Annotated in this window: 20 protein-coding genes and 1 other RNA gene; 16 read left to right on the forward strand and 5 right to left on the reverse strand. The window is 71.7% G+C overall.

Going from position 1 to position 22518, the window contains the following annotated elements; all coding sequences use genetic code 11:
* Positions 1-40: 40 nt before the first annotated feature.
* The 5 genes from mtrA to raiA all read left to right on the forward strand — a co-directional run bounded on the left by mtrA (position 41) and on the right by raiA (position 5872).
* On the forward strand, positions 41-730 hold the full coding sequence (gene mtrA, locus AB0C17_RS26240) for an MtrAB system response regulator MtrA (RefSeq protein ID WP_013284210.1): 690 nt from the start codon (positions 41-43) through the stop codon (positions 728-730).
* 13 nt (positions 731-743) lie between these two features.
* Entirely contained in the window at positions 744-2477 is a 1734-nt protein-coding gene (mtrB, locus tag AB0C17_RS26245; protein WP_357387902.1) for an MtrAB system histidine kinase MtrB, read from the forward strand.
* Positions 2474-4270, forward strand: a complete 1797-nt coding sequence (locus AB0C17_RS26250; protein ID WP_357387900.1) for a hypothetical protein — start codon at positions 2474-2476, stop codon at positions 4268-4270. The genes mtrB and AB0C17_RS26250 overlap by 4 nt, the downstream gene beginning before the upstream one ends.
* Before the next feature lie 6 nt (positions 4271-4276).
* A complete protein-coding gene (locus AB0C17_RS26255; RefSeq protein WP_357387898.1) occupies positions 4277-4981 on the forward strand; it encodes a ComF family protein in 705 nt (234 codons plus the stop codon).
* Between the two features lie 249 nt (positions 4982-5230).
* Complete coding sequence (raiA, locus tag AB0C17_RS26260) at positions 5231-5872, forward strand: ribosome-associated translation inhibitor RaiA (protein ID WP_357387897.1); 642 nt, start codon at positions 5231-5233, stop codon at positions 5870-5872.
* Between the two features lie 41 nt (positions 5873-5913).
* Here raiA and AB0C17_RS26265 read toward each other — a convergent pair whose 3' ends face one another.
* Positions 5914-7020 carry a GNAT family N-acetyltransferase gene (locus AB0C17_RS26265; RefSeq protein WP_357470293.1) on the reverse strand — a complete coding sequence of 369 codons (1107 nt, stop codon included), beginning with the start codon at positions 7018-7020 and terminating at the stop codon, positions 5914-5916.
* Positions 7017-8174, reverse strand: a complete 1158-nt coding sequence (locus AB0C17_RS26270; RefSeq protein WP_357387893.1) for a GNAT family N-acetyltransferase — start codon at positions 8172-8174, stop codon at positions 7017-7019. The genes AB0C17_RS26265 and AB0C17_RS26270 overlap by 4 nt, the downstream gene beginning before the upstream one ends.
* Before the next feature lie 169 nt (positions 8175-8343).
* On the opposite strand from AB0C17_RS26270, the gene secA reads away from it, so the two are divergent.
* On the forward strand, positions 8344-11244 hold the full coding sequence (secA, locus tag AB0C17_RS26275; protein ID WP_357387891.1) for a preprotein translocase subunit SecA: 2901 nt from the start codon (positions 8344-8346) through the stop codon (positions 11242-11244).
* A gap of 351 nt (positions 11245-11595) precedes the next feature.
* Here the strand turns inward: secA and AB0C17_RS26280 are convergent, their stop codons facing one another.
* The gene (locus AB0C17_RS26280) at positions 11596-12174 is read right to left on the reverse strand and encodes an Rv3235 family protein (protein ID WP_357470296.1); all 579 of its coding nucleotides are present in this window, start codon (positions 12172-12174) and stop codon (positions 11596-11598) included.
* Between the two features lie 95 nt (positions 12175-12269).
* Positions 12270-12497, reverse strand: a complete 228-nt coding sequence (locus AB0C17_RS26285; protein ID WP_013474124.1) for a helix-turn-helix domain-containing protein — start codon at positions 12495-12497, stop codon at positions 12270-12272.
* A gap of 195 nt (positions 12498-12692) precedes the next feature.
* On the opposite strand from AB0C17_RS26285, the gene AB0C17_RS26290 reads away from it, so the two are divergent.
* Positions 12693-13202, forward strand: coding sequence for a hypothetical protein (locus AB0C17_RS26290; RefSeq protein ID WP_357387886.1), 510 nt, complete (start codon positions 12693-12695; stop codon positions 13200-13202).
* Between the two features lie 12 nt (positions 13203-13214).
* On the opposite strand, the gene AB0C17_RS26295 is transcribed toward AB0C17_RS26290, so the two are convergent.
* Entirely contained in the window at positions 13215-14219 is a 1005-nt protein-coding gene (locus tag AB0C17_RS26295) for a hypothetical protein (protein WP_357480938.1), read from the reverse strand.
* Positions 14220-14594: 375 nt separating this feature from the next.
* On the opposite strand from AB0C17_RS26295, the gene pruA reads away from it, so the two are divergent.
* From pruA to AB0C17_RS26340, 9 genes are all read left to right on the forward strand, one after another.
* Positions 14595-16223 carry an L-glutamate gamma-semialdehyde dehydrogenase gene (gene pruA / locus AB0C17_RS26300; RefSeq protein WP_357387884.1) on the forward strand — a complete coding sequence of 543 codons (1629 nt, stop codon included), beginning with the start codon at positions 14595-14597 and terminating at the stop codon, positions 16221-16223.
* Between the two features lie 134 nt (positions 16224-16357).
* The gene (locus AB0C17_RS26305) at positions 16358-16873 is read left to right on the forward strand and encodes a PadR family transcriptional regulator (protein WP_354865139.1); all 516 of its coding nucleotides are present in this window, start codon (positions 16358-16360) and stop codon (positions 16871-16873) included.
* 102 nt (positions 16874-16975) lie between these two features.
* Positions 16976-18097, forward strand: a complete 1122-nt coding sequence (gene prfB / locus AB0C17_RS26310; RefSeq protein WP_357387882.1) for a peptide chain release factor 2 — start codon at positions 16976-16978, stop codon at positions 18095-18097.
* Positions 18098-18215: 118 nt separating this feature from the next.
* Entirely contained in the window at positions 18216-18896 is a 681-nt protein-coding gene (ftsE, locus tag AB0C17_RS26315) for a cell division ATP-binding protein FtsE (RefSeq protein ID WP_013284225.1), read from the forward strand.
* A gap of 64 nt (positions 18897-18960) precedes the next feature.
* Positions 18961-19836 (forward strand): permease-like cell division protein FtsX, encoded by an 876-nt coding sequence (ftsX, locus tag AB0C17_RS26320; protein WP_357387880.1) that lies wholly within the window; start codon positions 18961-18963, stop codon positions 19834-19836.
* Positions 19837-19969: 133 nt separating this feature from the next.
* Entirely contained in the window at positions 19970-20449 is a 480-nt protein-coding gene (smpB, locus tag AB0C17_RS26325) for an SsrA-binding protein SmpB (RefSeq protein WP_116511188.1), read from the forward strand.
* Between the two features lie 103 nt (positions 20450-20552).
* Positions 20553-20928, forward strand: a transfer-messenger RNA (tmRNA) gene (gene ssrA, locus AB0C17_RS26330).
* A gap of 177 nt (positions 20929-21105) precedes the next feature.
* Complete coding sequence (locus AB0C17_RS26335; RefSeq protein WP_357387877.1) at positions 21106-21534, forward strand: hypothetical protein; 429 nt, start codon at positions 21106-21108, stop codon at positions 21532-21534.
* A gap of 38 nt (positions 21535-21572) precedes the next feature.
* Positions 21573-22517, forward strand: coding sequence for a hypothetical protein (locus tag AB0C17_RS26340; RefSeq protein WP_357387875.1), 945 nt, complete (start codon positions 21573-21575; stop codon positions 22515-22517).
* Position 22518 lies beyond the last annotated feature (1 nt).

The following is a 22518-nucleotide window of genomic DNA, read 5'->3' on the forward strand; positions in this document are numbered from 1 at the left end:
CCGAACACTCCAGACGAACGGGGATGGAACGATAAACCCCATGAGAGCCCGGGTACTCGTGGTCGACGACGACCCCGCCCTCGCCGAGATGCTCGGCATCGTGCTGCGCAGCGAGGGCTTTGTGCCGTCCTTCGTCGCGGACGGCGAACGGGCGCTGGCCGCCTTCCGCGACAACCGACCGGACATCGTCCTGCTCGACCTGATGCTGCCGGGCATGAGCGGCATCGACGTGGCCCGCGCCATCCGGGGCGAGTCCGGCGTGCCGATCGTGATGCTGACCGCCAAGAGCGACACCGTCGACGTCGTGCTCGGGCTCGAGTCCGGCGCCGACGACTACGTGGTCAAGCCGTTCAAGCCCAAGGAGCTGGTGGCCCGGATGCGGGCCCGGCTCCGCCGGGGCGAGGACGTGGCGCCGGAGATGCTGACCATCGGCCCGCCCGGCAACCAGATCACCATCGACGTGCCGGCCCACACGGTCAGCCGCGACGGCGAGGAGGTGAAGCTGACGCCGCTGGAGTTCGACCTGCTTGTCGCGCTCGCCCGCAAACCGCGCCAGGTCTTCACCCGTGAGGTGCTGCTGGAGCAGGTCTGGGGCTACCGCCACGCGGCGGACACCCGCCTGGTCAACGTGCACGTGCAGCGGCTGCGCGCCAAGATCGAGCCGGATCCGGAGCGACCCGAAATCATCCTCACCGTGCGAGGCGTGGGCTACAAGGCGGGCACCGGATAGCCTGGTCAGCACTGTGTTGACCCCGCTACCCTCCGCGCCCCGCCGGCTACCCGCCGTGCGGGCGCTCTGGCTCGCCCTGACCGGCCGGGCCGCCCGGCTCGCGGCCGCGGTGCACCAGGCGTGGCGGCGGTCGCTCCAGGTCCGTGTCGTCACCATCACGCTCGTGGCGTCGAGCCTGCTGGTGGGCGGTTTCGCCTACCTGATCGCCGACAAGATCACCAGCATCCTGCTGGAGAACGCCGAGACCGACGTGCGACTGCGGCTGAGCAACGGCAGGGAGTACGCGGCCAAGCAGTTCAACCTCTACAGCCAGCCGCAGGAGGCGCAGCTCCAGAACACCATCGACGGCACGGTCAACTACCTGGCCGGCGGAGACCCGACCCAGACCAGCGGCGTGGTGGTGGCGATCACCGCCGACAACTTCGCCGAGTTCATCGAACCGCGAACCACGCCCGAGGTGCCCGTGGACGCGGTGATCGGTGACGAGCTGCGGGCCGCCGTCGCCTCCGGCAAGGTCGCCCACCAGATCCGTACCGGCTCGCTCGGCGGCGAGCGCACGAAATACCTCGTCTACGGTTCCCCGGTGCCGACCAAGTTCGGGCAGGTCGAGCTCTACTACCTCGTACCGCTGGCGCGGCAGGACGCGACGGCGGCCGACGCCCGGGCCACCGTGGTCGCCACCGGCGTCGCGCTGGTGCTCCTGCTCGGCCTGCTGGCCGCCCTGGTCACCCGCCTGGTGGTGACGCCGGTACGGGTGGCCGCGCGCACCGCGCAACGGCTCTCCGCCGGGCTGCTCGACCAGCGCATGGTGGTCTCCGGCGAGGACGACCTCGCCCTGCTGGCCGCCTCGTTCAACCAGATGGCGACGAACCTGCAACGGCAGATCCTCCGGCTGGAGGAGATGTCCCGCCTGCAACGCCGGTTCACCTCCGACGTCTCGCACGAGCTGCGGACGCCGCTGACCACGGTCCGGATGGCCGCCGACCTGATCTTCGCCGAGCGCGACGAGTTCGATCCGGCGGTGGCCCGCAGCGCCGAGCTGCTCCAGGCCGAGCTGGACCGGTTCGAGGAACTGCTCACCGACCTGCTGGAGATCAGCCGGTTCGACGCCGGTTTCGCGGTGCTGGACAGCGAGCCCACCGACCTGGTGCCGGTGGTGCACCGGGTGACCGAGCGGCTGGCCGGGCTGGCCGAGCGGGTCGGCGTGACCATCGAGCTGGACCTGCCGGACACTCCGGTGATCGCCGAGGTCGACCCGCGCCGCGTCGAGCGGGTGCTGCGCAACCTGGTCGGCAACGCGGTCGAGCACGGCGAGGCCAAGCCGGTACGGATCACCCTGGGCCAGGACCAGAGCGCGGTGGCGATCACCGTGCGGGACCACGGCGTCGGCCTCAAGCCGGGGGAGGAGAAGCTGGTGTTCAACCGCTTCTGGCGGGCCGACCCGTCGCGGGCCCGGCAGACCGGCGGTACCGGGCTGGGCCTGTCGATCAGCCTGGAGGACGCCCGCCTGCACGGCGGATGGCTGGAGGCGTGGGGAGCGCCGGGGCAGGGCGCGCAGTTCCGGCTCACCCTGCCGGCCCGCGCCGGGGACCGGCTCACCACCTCCCCGCTGCGGCTGGTGCCGGCCGACGCCACGGTGCCGTTCGGTGGCCCCCGTGACGGCGGCCTGCCCGCTGTCGGGCCCGGTGGCGTGCCGGCACTGACCGCCGGACCGGCCGGCGGCGACCACGCGGAGGCGCGGCCGTGAACCGCCGCGTCCTGGCCCTGTTGCTGACCGGCGCGCTGCTGCCGGTCACGCTCGCCGGATGCGGCATCCCGGACGAGACCGACGTGCAGGTGAACGGTTCGGTGCCGGCCGCCGAGTCCGGGGTGTTCAACGGCAGCCCGGCCCGGCCGCCCGAACCGGCCGACAGCAACGAGCCGGTGCCGTTCATCGAGAACTACCTGCGGGCCGCCGCGGCCGGGGAACGCGACCAGGCGTACGCCCGGGCCCGGAAGTTCCTCGCCGAGGAGGCCCGCGACCTGCTTCCGGGCAAGCCGCAGACCAGTGAGATCGAGTTGACGGTGGTGCGGCTGCGGGAGAAGCCGGAGAGCACGCCGCCGAACAACCAGGGCACCAGCACCGTGACGCTCAAGGTGCAGCAGGTGGGCGTGCTGCGCGCCGACGGCACGCTCGGCCCGCCGGTGGCGAGCGAGACGCAGTACGTCTTCGAGCTGCGCCGCGCCGACCCCGGCACCGGCCTGCTGATCACCGACCTGCCGAACATCCTGCTGGCCAGTGACTCGGCGGTGCGCGAGTACTACCGCGCCCGCACCGTCTACTTCTGGAACACCGACCTGACCCGGCTGGTGCCGGACCAGCGCTACCTGCTCTCGACGGCGCCGACCGAGCGGCGCATCACCGAGGTGATGAAGTGGCTGGCCGACCGTCCGTCGGACTGGCTGGCCCCCGCCGTGACCGGGCTGCCGGACGGCACCCAGCTGATCAACAACGCGACCGGCGCGGACGGTCACTGGGAGATCAACCTCAACATGCCGGGCGCCAACGAACAGCGGCTGACCCGGCTCGGCACGCAGTTGGCGTGGTCGTTGTCGGACCTGGACGGCCAGGTCGACCTGAAGATCCAGAACCAGAAGCGGCTCACCGTCGACCTGCGGCGGGAACGCGTCTCGGTCACCGCCTATCCCCGCGGCGCGGATCCGATGCGGTACGCCGTCTACGACGGCGCCGTCCGTCCCCTCGGGTTCGGCAACGAGTCCCGGGCCGCCGCGCCGCTGCCGCCCGCGGAGAACCGCAACGTCGTCTCCGCGTCGCTCGCCCGCGCCGAGGACCAGGTGCTCGCCGCGCTCGTGGTGACCGGGCCGGACAACCGCAGGCGGCTCAAGGTGGGCACCGGCCCGGAACCGGTCGCGGTGTTCAGCCCCGGCGACCGGACGTTCCGGGCCATGAGCCGTCCCACCTGGCTGCGGTCGCTGAGCAAGACCCGCCCGGGCGGTCTGGTGGCGGCCGACGGCCGGCTCTACCGGTTCGACGGCGTGGGCCGGATGAGTGAGATCCCGCTGTCGGTACCCGGGCCGGTGACGGCTGTCGCCGGCTCACTCGACGGGCACCGGATCGTGCTGGCCTCCGGCGGCGCGGTCTTCGTCGCCGCGGTGAGCGTCGACGGTGGCGTGGTCAGCCTCGGACAGCCCCGCCGGGTCACCACGCTGCTCACCGGCGTGACGGTGGTGGACTGGGTGGCGGAGAACGAGCTGGCGCTGGCCGGCAACGAGGCGGACCGGCGTTCGGCGATCCATCAGCTCAGCGTCGACGGCGCCTGGGAGACCCCGCTGACGGTGGAGATCGGCGCACCGGTGACCCAGCTCGCCGGGTATCCGGGCGGCGGTGACCGTGGCCTGGCCGCGTTCTCGTTCATGTTCGAGACGGACGGCGCGGCCTGGCGGAACAACCCGTTCGACTACGTGAAGCGGGAGCAGGTGCTCGACGTTCCGGCGGGAAGCCGGGCGACAAACCCGACCGCGCCGTTCTTCCTCTACTGACCGCCCGTGCGTGACCTGGGCGGGCTCTGGTCGGACCTGACCGACCTCGTGCTGCCTGCCGGGTGCGCCGGTTGTGGCGCGACGTCGGTGCGGCTGCGGCACGGCTTCTGCTCCGGCTGCGTGCGCGAGCTGGAGTCGTTGCGTCCAGCACCGGCCCGGCCCGATCCGGCCCCGCCCGGCCTTCCGCCCTGCGTGGCGCTCGGCCCGTACGGCGGCGCGCTGCGCGAGGGGCTGCTGGCGTACAAGGAGAGGGGTCGGCACGGGCTGGCCCGGCCGCTGGGGGCGCTGCTGGCCGAGGTGGTCGCGGCGGCGGTGGGGCCGCCCGGCCCGGTGACGCTGGTGGCGGTCCCGGACACCGCCCGCGCGGCCCGGGCCCGCTACGGCGACCACCTCGACCGGTTGGTCCGGCCGGCGGCGGACCGGCTGCGCGCGGCCGGGTGGCCGGTACGGGTGCTGCGCCCGCTGCGCGCGCTGCCCCGGACCGACTCGGTGGAGCTGGACAGCGCCGGGCGGGCCGCCGCGGCCGAGGCCGCGTTCCGGCTGCGCCGTCCGCCGGGCGGACACCGGCCGGCCGGCACTGTCGTGCTGCTCGACGACATCGTCACCACCGGCGCCACGCTGGCGGTGGTGAGCCGGATGTTGCACCGCGCGGGAATGACGCCAAAGGCCGCGGCGGTGCTCGCCGCAACGCAAAAGCGGCACCATCGGTGACGCTTCGTGCATCCGTTTCACCCCTTGGTGTATGAGGTGTTAAATTCCGCGACCGCCTTCGGCAACCAGGGGTGACGGGTGGCCGAACAGGAGTTAGCGTTTCGGTGTCGGGGGTAGTGAGGATGCCAACCTTCCCCCGGCACTGGAAGGAGGCGTAGCCGAACAACACCGGTCGACGCCGAGCGGGCCCTCCCGGGTGCGTCGACCGGATGATCCGGACCGAACGACCGTCCGAACAAGGGAGGTCACGTGGACATCGTGGTCAAGGGCCGTAACGTCGAAGTGCCGGACCATTACCGGGTACACGTAGCCGAGAAGCTCGCGAAGATCGAACGCTACGACCAGAAGCTCATTCGCGTGGACGTCGAGTTGTTCCACGAGCGCAATCCACGCCAGGCGGACACCTGCCAGCGGGTGGAGATCACGTGCGTGACGCGCGGCCCGGTGATCCGGGCCGAGGCCTGCACGAACGACTTCTACAGCGCGCTCGACGCCGCCATCGCCAAGCTGGACACGCGCTTCCGCCGCGCGGCGGACCGCCGCCGGGTGCACCGGGGACGGCCGCCGATCTCAGTGGCCGCCGCGACCGCCGGGCTGCCGGTGGCCGACCTCGACGGGCCCGGTCTGGCGGCGCGCGACGGCCACGGCGCCGCCACCGCCGTCGCCGAGCGTCCCGACGAGGACCGTTACGCCGAATACGACGACCAGCCGTGGCACATCGCCCGGGCGAAGGTCCACCCCGCCGACCCGATGACCGTCGATGACGCGTTGTTCCAGATGGAACTGGTCGGCCACGACTTCTACCTGTTCCAGGACAAGGAGTCCGGCCGCCCGAGCGTGGTCTACCGGCGGCACGCGTACGACTACGGGATCATCCAGCTCGACACGTGACCCCTCGACCGGGCAGGACGGGCTCCGCACGGGGCCCGTCCTCAGCTCCCGTCGGTGGCCAACCGGCCGTAGACCACCGAGTCGACGCGGATGCCCTCCGGGCCGGGAAGCCGGCCGCGCAGCAGCCCCTCCCGCCGGAAGCCGGCCCGTTCCAGGACCCGCTGCGAGGCGACGTTGTCCGGCCGGGTACCGGCCCAGAGCCGGGCCACCCCGATGCCGAACGCCCATTCGGCGACAAGCCGGACGGTGCGGGCCGCCAGCCCGCGCCCGCGCGCCTCGGGCAGCAGGCTGTAGCCGAGCATGGCCTGCCCGGTGGCCGGCTCGTCGTAGAACAGCGCGCAGCCGCCGACGACAGTGCCGGTGGCCGCGTCGAGGATCGCCAGGTCGGCGGCCTCGCCCGCCAGCCAGCGGCTCGCCGCCAGCCGGCAGCGCCGCGCGAGCGCCGCGCGCTCCGGTGCCACCGGCGGCACCCGGTTGGCCACCACCTCCGGCAGCGTGTGCAGCCGGTACAGCGTGTCGGTGTCCGCCGGCTCCACCGGGCGCAGTGTCACGACGCCGTCGGTGAGCCGGCCGTCCGGCAGGTCCGGCAGCAGCCGGGCGACCGGCCCGGGCGGGTCGTCGGCCAGCCGCACCCAGGCGATCAGATCCTGGCGTACGCCGTCGCCGTCCGCCCCCGCCGCCCGGCGTACGCCCTCGTGCCGGTAACCGCAGGCGAGCGCGATGCGCTGGCTCGCCACGTTCTCCGTCCGGGTGAGCAGTTCCAGCCGGGCCGCCCCGGCGGTGAACGCCCGCTCGGTCAGCAGCCGGGTGGCGGCGGTGGCCACGCCCCGGCCGCGCGCCGCCGGTCCCACCCAGTAGCCGATCTCGTACGTGGCCCGCTCCGCGCTGAGCCGGGTCAGCCCGATGCTGCCGAGCAGCCGGTCGGTCGCCGGGTCGGCGATCGTGTACGCGGCGCCGCCCGCCGCCCACGCCGCCGGTGCCCCCTCGGTGATCCACCACCGGGCGGCGTCGGCGTCGTACGGGTCGGGCAGCAGGGGCATGAACCGGCGGATCTCCGGATCCGCGCAACCGGCCACCATGTCCGGTACGTCCGCGAGGTGGCACTGCCGCAGCCGTACGCCGTACCCCTCGGTCGTCTCCGGCGTCACGCCAGGTCGCCCGGCAGGAGGCCGCCGATCCACACGTCCTGCCGCTCGCCGCGGTGCTGGACGCCGCCGCGCAGCGTGCCCTCGACGGTGAAGCCGGCCTTCTCGGCGGCCCGCCGGGAGGCGGTGTTGCCGACGTTCGCGCGCCACTCGATCCGGGCCAGGCCGAGCGTGGTGAAGCCCCAGGCGCACACCGCGGCGAGCGCGGCCGGCAGGTAGCCCCGGCCGCGCGCGTGCGGCGCGGTCATGTAACCCACGTCGGCCACCAGCGGGTCTCCGGCCATGATGCGCAGGTCGATCGACGCGACGTAGCGGTCGTCCGGGTCGGCCACGGCGAACGTCACCGCGGTGCCCCGCGCCCAGGCCGGGCGCACCACGTCGCGCAGGAAGCCCTCGGCGTGCTCCGGCCGGTACGGGTGCGGCACCGTGGTCCAGTGGACGGTCTGCTCGTCCTGACAGGTGCGCGTCACCTCGGGCAGGTCGCGTTCCTCCAGCGCGCGCAGCCGCAGCTCGGTGTTCCCGGCGGTGGCGAACAGGACCGGCTGCGGCCGGCCGAAGACGGCGGCCCGGCGAGCCTGGAGCGTGTCCGGGCCGTAGGGGATCGGCTCGCCCGCCGCGGCGACCTCGCCGGGGAGCAGCGAGCCGATCCAGCCCTCGGCCCGCCCGCCGGGGCTGGGATGTGCCAGCCGCAGCTCACCGTCGATCCGGAAGCCGGCGCGCAGCGCGACCAGCCGGGAGGCGTGGTTGCCGATCTCGGCCTGCCAGGTGAGCCGGCGCAGCTTGAGCGCGTCGAACGCCCAGCGGGCCAGCGCGCGGGTGGCGCGGACCGCGACGCCCCGGCCCCGGGCCCACGGCGCGGTCCAGTAGCCGACCTCCGCCGACTCCAGCGCGCGGTCGACGGAGACCAGGCCGATCGAGGCGAACAGCTCACCGGTGCCGGCGTCGCAGACCGCGAACTGCGCGGCGGTGCCCTCGGCCCAGGCGGTGGCGCTGATCGTGGTGACGAACTCGGTCGCGTGCTCCGGGAGGTACGGGCGAGGTACGGTGGTCCAGCGCTGGATGTCCGGATCCTGGCAGGCGCGGTGCACCGCGTCGGCGTCCTCGGCGCGCCACGGGCGCAGCAGCAGGCCGTCCTCGATGATCTCCACAGGCTCCATTCGAGCCATCGTGCCGGATCGTTCGCGCACGGCGTAACCCGATTAGCGGCCGGTGGCGCACGGTGGCGGCGTTATGTCGGTTTCCGGAGTCCGGACCGCCGCCACCAGTGACCATCGTCGCGTCGGAGCGCCTACGATGGTTCGAGACCGTCTAGGGGAGCGTTGATCCGTGTCGATTCTGGAAAAGGTCCTTCGCGCCGGCGAAGGCCGCATGGTGCGTCGGCTGAAGGCCATCGCGGCCGCCGTCAACTCGATCGAGGACGACTACGTCAACCTCAGTGACGACGAGCTGCGCGGCATGACCGACCAGTTCAAGGAGCGCCTCGAGGACGGCGAGACCCTCGACGACCTGCTGCCCGAGGCGTTCGCGGTGTGCCGGGAGGCCGCCTCGCGGGTGCTCGGCCAGCGCCCCTACGACGTCCAGGTGATGGGTGGCGCGGCGCTGCACTTCGGCAACATCGCCGAGATGAAGACCGGTGAGGGCAAGACGCTGACCTCGGTCATGCCGGTCTACCTGAACGCGCTCGCCGGCAAGGGCGTGCACGTGATCACCGTGAACGACTACCTGGCGGAGCGCGACGCCGCCTGGATGGGCCGGGTGCACGAGTTCCTCGGCCTGAGCGTCGGCGTGGTGCTGCCCAACCGGCCCGCCACCGAGCACCGCGCGGCCTACGAGTGCGACATCACCTACGGCACGAACAACGAGTTCGGCTTCGACTACCTGCGCGACAACATGGCCTGGTCGAAGGAGGAACTGGTCCAGCGCGGCCACTTCTTCGCCGTGGTCGACGAGGTCGACTCGATCCTGATCGACGAAGCGCGTACCCCGCTGATCATCTCCGGCCCGGCCGAGCACTCCGCCCGGTGGTACCAGGAGTTCTCCGCCGTGGTGGCCCGGCTCCAGCCCGGCACCGACGGCGAGGGCGACTACGAGGTCGACTACGCCAAGCGGACCATCGCCATCACCGAGCGCGGCGTGGCCAAGGTGGAGGACCGCCTGGGCATCGACAACCTCTACGAGTCGGTGAACACCCCGCTGGTCGGCTACCTGAACAACGCCATCAAGGCCAAGGAGCTCTACAAGCGCGACAAGGACTACATCGTCAACGACGGCGAGGTCCTGATCGTCGACGAGTTCACCGGCCGCATCCTGCACGGCCGTCGCTACAACGAGGGCATGCACCAGGCGATCGAGGCCAAGGAGGGTGTGGAGATTAAGCAGGAGAACCAGACGCTGGCCACCATCACCCTCCAGAACTACTTCCGCCTCTACGAGAAGCTCTCCGGCATGACCGGTACCGCCCAGACCGAGGCGGGCGAGTTCAACAAGGTCTACAAGGTCGGCGTCGTGACCATCCCGACGCACCGGCCGATGGTCCGGCTCGACCGGCCCGACGTCATCTACAAGACCGAGAAGGCCAAGTTCAACGCCGTCGTCGAGGACATCGCCGAGCGGCACGAGCAGGGCCAGCCGGTGCTGGTCGGCACCGTCTCGGTGGAGAACTCCGAGATCCTGTCGCACATGCTGCGCCGCCGCGGCATCCCGCACTCGGTGCTGAACGCGAAGTTCCACGCCAAGGAGGCGGAGATCGTCGCGCAGGCCGGGCGCAAGGGCGCGGTCACCGTCGCGACGAACATGGCCGGCCGCGGCACCGACATCCTGCTCGGCGGCAACCCCGAGTTCCTCGCCGCGAACGAGCTGCGCCAGCGCGGGCTCGACCCGGTCGAGCAGCCGGAGGAGTACGCCAAGGCGATGGAGGAGATCCTCCCGACCTGGAAGCAGGCGTGCGACGTCGAGGCGGAGGAGGTCGCCGCCGCCGGTGGGCTCTACGTGCTGGGCACCGAGCGGCACGAGTCCCGCCGGATCGACAACCAGCTGCGCGGTCGTGCCGGCCGCCAGGGCGACCCGGGCGAGTCCCGCTTCTACCTGTCGCTGCAGGACGAGCTGATGAAGCGCTTCCGGGCCGGCGCGGTCGAGGCGGTGATGGACCGCTTCAACATCCCCGAGGACGTGCCCATCGAGTCGAAGATGGTCACCCGGCAGATCAAGAGCGCCCAGGCCCAGATCGAGGGCCAGAACGCCGAGATCCGCAAGAACGTCCTCAAGTACGACGAGGTGCTGAACAAGCAGCGCCAGGTGATCTACGCCGAGCGCCTCCGGGTGCTCAACGGCGAGGACCTGTCCGACCAGGTCCGCAACATGATCGACGACGTGGTGACCGCGTACGTGGTCGGCGCGACGAGCGACGGCTACGCCGAGGACTGGGACCTCGAACAGCTCTGGTCCAGCCTCAAGCAGCTCTACCCGGTCGGCATCACCATCGACGAGCTGGAGGAGGAGCTCGGCTCCCGCTCCGGCATCGACCAGGACTTCCTGCTCGCCCGCCTCAAGGAGGACGCGCACGCCGCGTACGACAGGCGTGAGGAGAGCCTCGGCGAGGAGGCGGTCCGCCAGCTGGAGCGGATGGTCCTGCTCCAGGTGATCGACCGCAAGTGGCGCGAGCACCTCTACGAGATGGACTACCTCCAGGAGGGCATCAGCCTCCGGGCGTACGCCCAGCGCGACCCGGTCATCGAGTACCAGCGCGAGGGCTTCGACATGTTCGCCACCATGATGGACGGCATCAAGGAGGAGACTGTCGGCTTCCTCTACAACCTGGACGTCCAGGTCGAGGAGGCGGAGCCGGATGCCGAGGAGGTGCAGCTGCTGGAGAAGCCGGTGGAGATCCGGGCGAAGGGTCTCAACCGCGCGCCGCAGCAGCAGGGCCTGCAATACTCCGCGCCCGCCGTGGACGGCGAGGCCGGCCGGGGCGCCCCGGTGATCGAGCGGCCCGAGCAGCAGGCGCCGGCCCTCGGCATCGGCCAGCAGTCCTCGGAGCGCCCGGCCGCCGCCACGCCGCGCCGTGCTCCGGCCGGGGCGAGCGGCCAGGCTGTGGCCGCCAGCACCGCCCGGCGGGCCGCTCCCGGCCAGGTCGACGGCGGCGAGGGCCCGTCCCGTAACGCGCCCTGCCCGTGTGGCTCGGGCCGCAAGTACAAGCGCTGCCACGGCTCGCCAAACGGCGGCAACTGACCCCGAACGCGCGCCCCGACGGGCCCCGGCCTTCCGGCCGGGGCCCGTCGTCGTCCTCCGGCCCGTCCTCCCGTCCTTCCGTCCGTCCTCCCGTCCTCCCTGGGCCGATCTTGCAGTTGCGGCCCCTGTTGTGACCGATTCATGCCGACATGGGGGTCCGAAAGTGCAAGATCGCGGGATTTGGTGGGGTGGCGCGGGCCGGAGATCCTGGTTGTTGCACTGACCTCTCGTTAGGCGAGATTGGCGTTCCGCCGGGAGCCGGGAGCCGGGAGCCGGTTGGCTACGCCCGCTCACAGGTCGACGCGGGTGGCCGCGGCGCGTCGAGTCAGGTCGGAGAGGCGACGGCCGGGCTCAAAGGACGTCCAGCACCTGGCACAGCCAGGTGCCTCGGCGGCGTTCCAGGCGTATCGCGACCGCCCAGCTCGCGCCGCCGGCCCCGGCGAACACGGCGGTGGCCTCGACCGCGCCCGCGCGGGGCTCGCAGACCCGCAGACGCCGCAGCAGCAACGCCGGTCGGGCGGTACGGCGGCGCACCGGCGTGACCCGGCGGGCCGCGCGGGTCAGCTCGACCGACACCGGACCGGCCGCCTCGGGCACGCAGAGCGGCCGGAGCTGGCCGGGCGGCCGGAAGCCGTTCACGATCTCCAGGAAGGTGCGCACGAACAGGTGCGCGGCCCGCGCTCCCTCGGGCGTGGCGGAGGCGAGGGCTGTTGCGGGCGTGCCGAACCAGCGTGGCCACGCTGCTGCCGGGTCGGGGGCGCGGCCGGGCGGGCGCGCGGTGGCACGGGGGCGCGGGCCGGCCAGGTCGAGTGTGAGCTGCCCGGCGGGACTCCAGATCGGTTCCTCGTCGGTGCAGGGCGGATCGAGCGGCGGGGCGGGCCGGAGACGGACCGGCGGGCGGGGTGCGCGGGGACGGCGGGTGTCGACCATCTCAAATCCTTGCGTTTGCCTTCGTTTGCCTCCGACAGGCTCTCATCTTCCCGGACTCGTGCGACCGCCGTCAATGGCGCACGGTTGGCGGGCGGTCACTCCTCGTCGCGCTCGCCGAGCGGGTTGCCGCGCACCCATTCGGCGGTCTCGGCGTACTTGCGCTCGATGTATTCCTCCAGCCGGGCGCGCTCGACCCGCCACTGGCCCCGGCCACCGATCTTGATCGCGGGCAGCTCGCCGCTGCGGACCATGTGGTAGACCTGCGAGTCCGAGACGTTCAGCTCGGCGGCGACGTCGGACAGCAGCAGGAACCTCGACTCCACGGTGACTCCCGGGGTTGGTTTCGTTTGCTTCAGTTTGCCATCACTGAGTGACACGGCCATGTGCCCGTTCGGGAGACACACCGGCGGGAGACTTCACCCGCGCGGGTGCCGGGTGTATGACGGTCTCGGCGTACGGCATGATCGGCGCCCGGAGCCGGCGTCCGCCGGCGATCGGCCTGAGTGTGGGAGTGACCGGTGACCGACGAGCTTGTCCGGGTGTACCTGCCGGCGACTGTCCCCATGCTCGCCCGGCTGCGCGACGAGGGGCTGAGCGCCGAGGCGGCGCACGCAGTGACCCCGGAGCTGCGCGAGTGGTACGCCGAGGGCGACGAGGAGGAACTGGAGTACGTGGCCTTCACCCGGGCCGCCCAGGACGCGCTGCTCCTGCTCCGGCACGATCCCGCCGCGCCCCGGCGACGGGTGGTGGTCTCGGCCGACCTGCCCGCCCGGGCGGTCGGCCGGGTCGTCGGCGACCTGGGATCGAGCGTGGTCCGGCCGGCCGGGCCGGTTCCCGTGAAGTCGGTGGCCGCGCTGCACGTGGACGGCGCTGACGCGGTCGAGGACGTGGCGGCCGCCGTCGACGTGGTGGTGGAGGCCCAGGCCGGCGACCCGGACGCCCAGTTCACAGTCGACGGCGCCGAGGACCACGAACTGGAGTGGTACGACGTGACCGAGCTGGACCTGCTGCTGCGCGAAGCGGGCTGACGGCGCGGCGGTTCAGGCCGCCGGCTCGTCCTCGTCGTCCACCGGACGCGGGCCGAGCGTGCGCCCGAAGACGATGAGCGTGGTCAGCGCGCCCACGAAGAGCACCCAGATGCCGTTGTCCACCCGCGAGGTGCCCAGCGCGGTCTGCGCCACCTCGTCGGCCTCGCTGAGCGCGGCGGCCAGGTCGAGCAGCCCGCGCCCGCCGATCCGGATGATCACCTCGGTGAGCAGCAGGAGCAGGCCCGCGCCCGCCCCGGCGACCAGGTAGGCCGGCCAGCGCAGCGGCGACGCCGCGCCGTCGCGGCGCTCCGCCCGGCGCCGGGACCAGGTGAGATAGAGGTACGCGGCCAGCCCGGCGAGCAGCCCGGCGAGCAACGACTCGGTACGCGAGACCCACTTCGCGGCGTCCAGCACCGACTGCTGCGTCTCCCCGGCGCCGAACAGGTCGGAGAGCGGGTCGCGGGCACGGCTGAACAGCACCACGAAGATCTGCGCGGTGAGCGTCGCGACGGTGATCGCCCCCACCACCCGGGCCTGGCGCGCACCGGCCATCGCCCCGCCGATGATCGCGGCTGCCGCCGTGGTGCCGGCGATGGTGTTCGTGGTGGCGTTGTCCGCGTACGTCAGGTTGATCGCCACGGCGGCGACGAGCCCGACCAGGAGGCCGGCGCCGACGGCGGCCAGGAAGCGGAGCGTGGCGCGGCCCAGCCGGTTGGTCGCGAGCAGGGCCACTGTGGCGCCGGTGACCAGCGCGGCGGTGATGACGCCGGGCAGCGCGTACGCGGAGAGGCTGATCGCGGTGACGCCGGCAGCTGTCGAGTGGATCGCCTCCCGGGTGGACCAGAGCATGGCGGTCAGCCACCCGATCGAGACCAGGGCGAGCACGAGCGCGCCCGGGGCGAACTCCGGACGCCCGGCCGCGACGACCTCGTCCGTGCTCGCCTCGCCGACCGACGGCTCGACGGCCTCGGGCTGATCCGTCTCGGCGGCCGTGGAGTTGCCGGGCTGGTTGCTCATCGTCTTCCCTTCGACGGTCGCCGGATCTCCCCGCGCCGGGCCGGGCAGGTCACCGGTCATCCAGCGTACGCGGCGTGCCGCCGCTCCTCGGGCGGGCCGGGCGCGGCAGGTGCCAGAACCGATCACGCCGAAGGATCAACGACGTGTCGTCCCGTACTCCGATGTTTCGTCGGTCGTGGGTGGGCGGCGGCCGAAGGTCCGGAGACAGCCGGCTTGTCCGGTGTGCCGGGGAGGCGCGGCCCGCGGGCGCGTCTCGTGACAGAATCGGGGGCAGGTCCCGCCGCCGCCTCACCCCGCGGTGTCCGGCGTCCGGCCGCCCGGCCGGGGCCCGCGGGTCCGGTTTCGCCGCCGTCGTCGAGATCGCCAGGAGCTGTGATGGACGCCGTGTTCTCCGTACCCGAGCCCCTCAACGAGCCGGTACACACCTACGAGCCCGGCAGCGCCGACCGGGAGCGGCTCCAGCGGAGGCTGGCCGAACTGGCCGCCGAGCGGATCGAGCTGCCGATGACTATCGCCGGTGAGCGGCGGATGGCCGGCGGCGCGTCGATCGACGTGGTGCAGCCGCACAAGCACGCGCACGTCCTCGGCGTCACCGGGCACGCCACCCACGACGACGCCCGCGCCGCGGTCCGGGCCGCGAAGGACGCCGCGCCGATGTGGCGCGCGCTGCCGTTCGAGGAGCGGGCCGCGGTCTTCCTGCGCGCCGCCGACCTGCTGGCGGGCCCCTGGCGGGACACGCTCAACGCGGCCACCATGCTCGGCCAGTCCAAGACGGCCGTCCAGGCCGAGATCGACTCGGCCTGCGAGCTGATCGACTTCCTCCGGTTCAACGTGCACTTCGCCCGGCGGCTCCTGGCCGAGCAGCCGCTGTCCTCGCCCGGGGTCTGGAACCGCCTCGACCACCGGCCGCTGGAGGGCTTCGTCTACGCGATCACCCCGTTCAACTTCACCGCGATCGCCGGCAACCTGCCGTCCGCGCCGGCCATGCTCGGCAACACGGTGGTCTGGAAGCCGTCCCCGACGCAGCAGTTCGCGGCGCACTTCACCATGCGCCTGTTCGAGGCCGCCGGCCTGCCGCCCGGTGTGATCAACATGGTCACCGGTCGCGGCGAGGAGGTCTCCGAGGTGGTGCTCGCCGACCCGGACCTCGCCGGTATCCACTTCACCGGCTCGACGAAGGTGTTCCAGCACCTGTGGAAGACCGTCGGCGACAACATCGCCCGCTACCGGGGCTACCCCCGGCTGGTCGGCGAGACCGGCGGCAAGGACTTCGTGGTCGCGCACACCAGCGCCGACGTGGACGCGCTGCACACCGCGCTGATCCGGGGCGCCTACGAATACCAGGGCCAGAAGTGCTCGGCCGCCTCCCGGGCGTACGTCCCGCGGTCGCTCTGGGAGGGCGGGCTGCGCGACCGGCTCGCCGCCACCGCCGACTCGCTGACCTACGGCGACGTGACCGACTTCAGCAACTTCGGCGGCGCGGTGATCGACGACAAGGCGTTCGGCCGGCACACCGCCGCGCTGGAGCTGATCAAGGGCGACGACTCCTGCCGGATCCTGGCCGGCGGCACCGCCGACGACTCGGTCGGCTACTTCGTCCGTCCGACGCTGTTCGAGTGCTCCGACGCCGCGCACGAGACGTTCACCACCGAGTACTTCGGGCCGATCCTCGGCGTGCACGTCTTCGACGACGCCCGCTTCGACGAGGTGGTCGCCCAGGCCGAGTCGATCGCGCCGTACGCGCTGACCGGGTCGATCTTCGCGACCGACCGCCGGGTAATCGACCAGGTGGCGGAGAAGATGCGGTACGCGGCGGGCAACTTCTACATCAACGACAAGCCGACCGGCGCGGTCGTCGGGCAGCAGCCGTTCGGCGGCGCCCGGGCCAGCGGCACCAACGACAAGGCGGGTTCCTGGCACAACCTGGTCCGCTGGATGTCGCCCCGGACGATCAAGGAGACGTTCGTCCCGGCGACCGATCACGTCTACCCGCACATGGGCTGAGGCGCTCGAAGAGGGCCCGTCCCGGCCGGGGCGGGCCCTCTTCCTCATCCGACAGTGCACATCGGACCCGTCATCGGGTGCCGAAATGAGCAAATCCTGGACGCCGGAGCCGACAAAGTGGCAGCTTAGAGGGCATGGCGGAATCCGGAGTCAACCCGACGGCAGCAGCTCTGCTCGGTCTGCTGCACGACGGCCCGATGACTGGCGGCCAGTTGATGGCCGCCGCTGAGCGCCGTCTGGCGCCGTACTGGTCGATGACCCGCAGCCAGGTCTACCGGGAGCTGCCGGTCCTGGCCGAGAAGGGTCTGGTGCGGCTCGGCAAGCCCGGGCCGCGGATGAGCCAGCCGTACGCGCTGACGGCGGCCGGAAAACGGACATTCTCCCGCTGGCTCGCGGAGAATCCCGGCAAGGACACGATCCGTAACCCGATAGCGCTACGGATCGCGTTCGGCGGCCTGCACTCGGCGAGCCAGCTCAAGAACCTGTACGCCACGGCGAACGAGTACCACACCGAGGCGCTGGCGGCGGTGCGGGAGCAGGTCAAGAACGCCAAGAAGGAAGGCGACAGCTACGACGCCAGCGCGCTGGAGTTCGCCGTCGCCTACCACAAGGCGGCGCTGTCCTGGCTGAAGACCGCGCCCGTCGGCTGACCACCTGGGGCGCACTCGCTGGAGTGGGCAGCGCAGACTTTTCGCGCGTGACTGCGGGGCTCGCAGGCTCACTCCTCGCACGCGCCGGTAGTCTTGTCTGTCGTGACCGCTGCCGATTACGCCGAACAGCTCAAGGATCTCGACGCCACGCTGCGCAACATCGAGGCCGTGCTCGACCTCGACAAGCTGCGCGAGCAGAAGGCCCGGCTGGAGCAGGAGGCCTCCGCGCCCGACCTCTGGGACGACCAGGCCAAGGCGCAGCAGGTGACGTCGCAGCTGTCGTACGTCAACGGCGAGATCACCAAGCTGGGTGACCTGCGCTCCCGGCTCGACGACGCCGGCGTGCTGCTGGAGCTGGCCCAGGCCGAGGACGACCCGGGTGTGCTGACCGAGGTCGAGTCGGAGATCACCGGGCTGACCAAGGCCATCCAGGAGATGGAGGTCCGCACGCTGCTCTCCGGCGAGTACGACTCGCGGGAGGCGCTCGTCGCGATCCGGGCCGGCGCCGGTGGCGTGGACGCCGCCGACTTCGCCGAGATGCTGCTGCGGATGTACCTGCGCTGGGCCGAGCGGCACGGCTACCCGACCGAGGTCTACGAGACCTCGTACGCCGAGGAGGCGGGCCTCAAGTCGGCCACGTTCACGGTGAAGGTGCCCTACGCCTACGGCACGCTGAGCGTGGAGTCCGGCACGCACCGGCTGGTGCGGATCAGCCCGTTCGACAACCAGGGCCGCCGGCAGACCAGCTTCGCCGGGGTCGAGGTGCTGCCGGTCACCGAGCAGACCGACCACATCGACATCCCGGAGAACGAGGTCCGGGTGGACGTCTACCGGTCGTCCGGGCCGGGTGGGCAGAGCGTCAACACCACCGACTCGGCGGTGCGGCTGACCCACATCCCCACCGGCATCGTGGTGACCTGCCAGAACGAGAAGTCCCAGCTGCAGAACAAGGCCTCCGCGATGCGGGTGCTCCAGTCCCGCCTGCTGGAGCGCAAGCGGCAGGAGGAGGAGGAGAAGCTGGCCGGCCTGAAGACCGGCAGCACCAGCTCCTGGGGCGACCAGATGCGCTCGTACGTCCTGCACCCGTATCAGATGGTGAAGGATCTGCGTACCGAACAGGAGACGGGCAATCCGTCCTCGGTCTTCGACGGTGACCTGGACAGCTTCATCGAGGCGGGAATCCGCTGGCGGAAGCAGCAGCAGCTCACCGCTGACGGTGCGTGATCACGTTTGGACGCAGCGCGTCATCGATCTCGTGTTGACCGGGTAAATCGATGACGCGCACCGCTTCGGCGGGGCGTGGGGCTTGGCTCTGCGGTTACACCGCGTAGACTACCGACCCGTGATTCAGCTTGAGCAAGTGACGAAGACGTACCCGAAGGCGTCCCGGCCTTCGCTCGACAACGTGTCCGTCTCGATCGAGAAGGGCGAGTTCGTCTTCTTCATCGGTCCATCCGGCTCCGGCAAGTCCACCATCATCAAGTTGCTGCTGCACGAGGTCACGCCCAACAAGGGCCGGGTCGTCGTCAACGGCAAGGACGTCACCTCGATGCGTTCCTGGAAGCGACCCCACTTCCGGCGTTCCATCGGCTGCGTCTTCCAGGACTTCCGGTTGCTGCCGAACCGCACCGCGTACGAGAACGTGGCGTTCGCGCTGGAGGTGATCGGTAAGACGAAGGCGGTCGCCCGCCGGGTCGTGCCGGAGGTGCTGGAGCTGGTCGGTCTCGGCGGCAAGGAGCACCGCTACCCGCACGAGCTGTCCGGTGGTGAGCAGCAGCGTGTCGCGGTGGCCCGGGCGTTCGTCAACCGGCCGCTGATCCTGCTGGCCGACGAGCCGACCGGAAACCTGGACCCGGACACCTCGATCGAGATCATGCGCCTGCTGGACCGGATCAACCGCACCGGCACGACCGTCGTGATGGTCACGCACGACTCCAACATCGTGAACCAGATGCGGCGCCGGGTCATCGAGATCGAGAGCGGCCGCATCGTGCGCGACCAGGCCCGGGGCGTCTACGGCTGAGCCGGCCGACGTTCCGTAGACCCTGACGACGAAACCTCACGCCGGAGAGCCGGAGGATATCCCGATGCGGATGAAGTACGTCCTGTCCGAAGTACTGGTCGGGCTGTGGCGCAACGTCACGATGACCATCGCCATGATCATCACAATGGCGGTGTCGCTGTTCATGCTGGGCGGCAGCGGCCTTCTCTACCAGAAGGTCGGCGACATGAAGGACCTCTACTACGAGAACGTCGAGGTCTCGATCTTCCTGAAGACCGATGCCACCAAGGAACAGGTCGACGCGCTGGGCCAGCAGCTCGGCCAGGACCCGCTGGTCAAGGACTCGACGTACGTCAACAAGGAGCAGGCGTACGAGCGCTTCCAGCAGATGTACGCCGACGCCCCGGACCTGGTCAGCGCCGTCAAGCCGGACCAGCTTCCCGAGTCGTACCGGGTCAAGCTGAACGATCCGGAGCAGTACAAGGAGATCTACGACAAGTACAAGGCCACCGAGGGCATCGACACGATCGTCGACCAGAGCAAGCTGCTCGACAAGGTCTTCGGCGTGCTGAGCGGCTTCCAGAACGGAGCGCTCGCGATCGCCACGGTGATGGCCATCGCCGCCCTGCTGCTCGTCGCGAACACCATCCAGGTCGCCGCGTACAGCAAGCGGCGTGAGGTGGCGGTCATGAAGCTGGTCGGCGCGTCGAACTGGTTCATCCAGGCGCCGTTCGTGCTGGAGGCGGTGGTGGCCGGTCTGTTCGGCTCCATCCTCGGCCTGCTCGCGTTGATCGGGGTGAAGGTGGTGGCGGCCGGCAGCTCGATGGCCGCACTGGAGGGCCTGATCACCCCGATCTCCTGGTCCGAGATCTTCCTGACCTTCCCGCTGATGGCCGCCGTCGGTGGCGTGGTCAGCGCGGTCACCGCCTGGGTCACGCTCCGCTTCTACCTGCGGGTCTAGTCACCTCCTGCGGCTCGACGAGGGCCCTTCCGCGCCGGAATAAACCGCGCGGGAGGGCCCTTGTGGTTCCGGTAGCATGATCTCCGCTCGCCGGCCGGTGGCCGGTGAGTCGATCGGGAAGGGGGTGGCGCCGATGCCACGGGAAAAGGGTCGGAAGGTGGTCGCCTCCAACAAGAAGGCACGCCACGACTACGCCATCCTCGACACGTACGAGGCGGGCATGGCGCTCACCGGTACCGAGGTGAAGTCGCTGCGGGCGGGGCGGGCGTCGCTCGTGGACGCGTTCGCCCAGGAGCGGGACGGCGAGATCTACCTGCACGCCATGCACATCCCGGAGTACGCCCAGGGCACCTGGACCAACCACGAGCCCCGGCGCACCCGCAAGCTGCTGCTCAACCGGCTGGAGATCGACCGGCTGCTGGGCAAGCTCAAGGAGAGCGGCCTGACGCTGGTGCCGTTGCAGGTCTACTTCTCCGACGGCTGGGCCAAGGTGGAGATCGGCCTGGCCCGGGGTAAGAAGTCGTACGACAAGCGCCAGGACCTGGCCAAGCGGGACGCCGCCAAGGAGATCGCCCGGGCGGTGGGCCGGCGCGGCAAGGGCATGGCTGAGTGATACGTCCGGTTCGTCCGGCTGCCCGCGTCCAGTGGGCCTCGGGATGAATCCGGTTGCGCCAGGCGTTACGCTTGGTGTGCTGCCGACAGGGGCAGCGCTTCGAGGGGGTGACTGGTTTCGACTTCGTACGCAGCGACAGGGGAAGCGAGCCGAGGAAGCCGACGTCGTCTCGAGAATCGGTCGTCGGAAACCAATAAGCGCCAAGAACAATCGCGCTGACTTCGCTCTCGCCGCCTGAGGCGAGTAGCAAGTCTGTCGGCCTGGGAGCGCCTTCGACCCAGTTAGCCGGCATCAGCTAGAAGGCTGGCCAATCGGACCCGGTCGCGGGGTCCGTGCGGCGAGATCAATCAGCGACTGGGCCCGTCACACCAACTTGCTCGCGTGAGCGGTGGGGCCGAGTAGAGGCATAGCGAGCTGCGCTCGGAGAAGCCCTGACAAACCGGCGAAGGACCCGGGTTCGATTCCCGGCACCTCCACTACACGGCCTGTGCGCCCCGGTCTACGAGGACCGGGGCGCACAGCCGTCTGAGGCGCGAGATGCGATCGGGGCAGGTGAGGCCCGAGGGGCAGATGAGGCGGCCCCGACCGCTGGACAGCGCCGGTGACCGGGTTCACCATCGCCATACGGGTTCGCACCCAGCAGCGGGAGGTGTCCCATGGTCACCAGTCCGATCCAGCAGCCGACCGTAGTGCTCCCGAGCGCCTCCGGCGACCTGCGCGCCCTCGGGCGGGCGCTGGCCACCGCCGGGCCGCGCTGGCGGGAGAGACTGCTCGCCGACCTCGACCCCGTCCGGCGGGGCTTCGCCGAACACGTCCGCGTCACCGAGGAACCGGGCGGCCACTACGCCGACCTGGTGCGCGCCGCGCCGCGACTGGACCGGGGCGTACGCCTGCTGGTCGCCGAGCACGCCGCGATCAGCGGGGCGCTCGCCGCGCTCCAGCACGCCGTACGCCTGCCGGGGGTGTCCGCGGCGGAGGTGCGGGCGCGCACCCGCGACCTGCTGCGCGCGTTGGACCGGCACCGGCGGCACGGTGCCGACCTGCTCTGGGAGGCGTACCAGGCCGACCTCGGCGGCGAGGACTGAGCCGGGAACCGGCCGGGGCGGCCACGCGTCCAAGCGGTATGCGCCGCGTGCTCGCCCTGCTCGGGATCCCGTTGCTGGCCCTCTCCGCCTGCGCCTCGCCCGGCGCCGATCCGGGGGTGGCCCCGCCGGCCGGCCCGGACCAGCGGACCGCGTTCACCGAGCGGGCGCAGGAGGTCGCAGCGGGCTGGCGGCCCGTGCCGGGCTGGCGCGACGGGTACGTGCCGCTCCAGGAAGCCACAGTGCTCACCGGCGACCCGGGCTTCACCGACGAGACGAAGACGGCGTTCGGGGCCGGCTGGTACCGGGACCAGATCCCGATCCCGGCCGCCGTGCCGAAGGACGGCACGATCCGGTTCCCCGACGGCACGCTGCGGGTGCCGCTGGTGAGCGCCGCCGACGCGTACGCCCAGCTCCGCCAGGGCGACCCGCCGCCCTGCGACGGGCGCCCGGCCGCACCGGACCCGGCACCGACCGGGCGGCCCGGCCCGAACGACCCGGTGTCGACCTCGGCGCCGGGCGCGTGCGTGGCGCTCACCGTGACCGGGGTACGGCTGGGCAGCGCGCCGGTGTTGACCAGCCGTGGCCGCGCCGAGGTGCCCGCCTGGCTGTTCACAGTGGACGAGCTGGCCGTACCCGTGGCGCGGATCGCCGTGGCGCCGCGCGTGACCGGCCGGGCCCCCGGCGGCGCGGTGCCCACCCGGCCGCTGCCGGCGGGCCTGGTGTCCGCGCAGGAGCTGCGGGCGGTCGAGGGCAACCGGATCGACTACGTGCTCGGCGTCGGCGCCTGCGACGGGCCGCCCACCCCGCTGGTGCTGGAACGGCCGGACGTGGTGGTGATCGGCGGCGCCGTGATCGCCTCCACCGGCGTCTGCACCGCGCAGCTCGTGCTGAAGCCGGTCAGCGTCACGCTCGACGCGCCGCTCGGCGGACGTGTCGTGCTGGACGCCGGCAGCGGCGCCCCGTTGACCGTCCGGCCCGGCTGAG

Origin of the sequence: Micromonospora sp. NPDC048887 (assembly GCF_040649715.1) — a bacterium.
Classification (GTDB): Bacteria; Actinomycetota; Actinomycetes; order Mycobacteriales; family Micromonosporaceae; genus Micromonospora.